Raw genomic sequence first — 1451 nt, 5'->3', positions numbered from 1 at the left:
CGGCTGGCCGAGCCAGCCGAGGCTGGCGAGGCTGCACAGCGCCGCAAGCAGCGGCAGCGCGACGATGCGCAACGCGCCACCGAGGCCGAACGGCAGGATCAACACCAGCACGATCAGCACGCAGGAGGCGAGTTTCAGTTCGGCAGCGCTGATCTGTGTCGCGGCGAAGACTTCATTCAGTTCGCCGAGCCGATCGACCAGCATCACTCCCGGCAAATCCAGCGCCTGCACCCGCAGCAAGGCCGGGTTGTTCAAGCCTTGCAGGCTGGTCATCGCCGCCACGCCGTCTTCGGTCGCGCCAAGCCAGAGGGTGCGATAAGGCTCGCCGAGCGGCCCGGCCAGTGCGGCGTCGATGTCTTCGGCGGGCACCGTCTGCAACTGTTGCAGCTCGGTTTGCAGCGCCGCGAGCGGCACGCCGAGGTCGAGCAGCGGTTGCCAGTATTGCGGCAGTTTGTTCAGCGCGGCGCGCACTTGCTCCTGTTGGCTCGGCGGGCTGACCAGTTGATCGAGGGCCAGATAACCCTGCAACTTGTCGAGGTTGACCAACTGTTCCAGACGCTCGCTCAGCGCAGCCTGACGCTCCAGCAGTTGTTGCTGGTTGGCCGCGCGCACGAGGAAGAACTGGCTGGTCGGCTGATAGCCGGTAATCCGCGCGATGGTCTGTGCTTCATCGGTCAGGTGCTGCGGTGCACCGACCCATTGGCGGATGTCGTTTTTGCTTTGCAACTGCACCAGACCGCCGGCGCAGAAGGCGATCAACAACGCCAGCAGCACCGGCGTACGCACATGTTCGAGAAGTTTTTCGCGCAGCGTCACCAGGCGTTCGGCCAGGCGCAGCGGCCATTGCGCCGGGCGCAGTTCGAGATTGTTCAGCAGTGCCGGCAGCAGGCACACCGCCGACAGGTAGGCGCCGAGCAGCCCGGCAGCGGAGAACACGGCAATCTGCGTCAGTGCCGGGAACGGCGTCCAGGCCAGCGCCAGGTAGCCGATGGCGCTGGTGATCAGGCTCAGCGTCAGGCCCACCCAGGTCAGGCGCAGCGCCGGCCAGCTGCGCCAGGGTTTCAGGCTCCAGCTCTTCGACAGATAGTGCAGCGGGTAATCCACCGCCACGCCGATCAGGCTTGAACCGAGCACCAGCGTCATCACGTGCATATGACCAAACAACGCCACGCAAGCGACTGCGCCGAACAACATGCCGACCAGCACCGGCACGAAGGCCAGCAGCACGCGCCAACGGCGGAAGGCGAGCAAAAGCAGCAACAGAATGCCGACGGTGGCGCCGCCTCCGACCCAGGTCATCTCGCGAGTCGCTTGTTGCTGACCATTGGCGGCGTACAGCAGGCCACTGGCAGCGAGCAGTTGCACGTCGGCTTTGGCCGCCTGTTCACGGCTGTGCTGGAGCAGAGCCGCCACTTGCAACGGCAGGGTCATGTCGAAGGCATTGCCGGTGG

The 1451-nt window shown here is 65.4% G+C and carries 1 protein-coding gene; it reads right to left on the bottom strand.

What is annotated here, in order from left to right:
- Positions 1-1451 (bottom strand): MMPL family transporter (locus PMI37_RS03325; protein WP_008078038.1); only part of this gene is annotated, 1451 nt, incomplete at both ends.

The sequence above is a fragment of the Pseudomonas sp. GM80 genome, from assembly GCF_000282515.1.
Classification (GTDB): Bacteria; Pseudomonadota; Gammaproteobacteria; order Pseudomonadales; family Pseudomonadaceae; genus Aquipseudomonas.
This window is presented reverse-complemented; position numbering and strand designations above follow the sequence as displayed.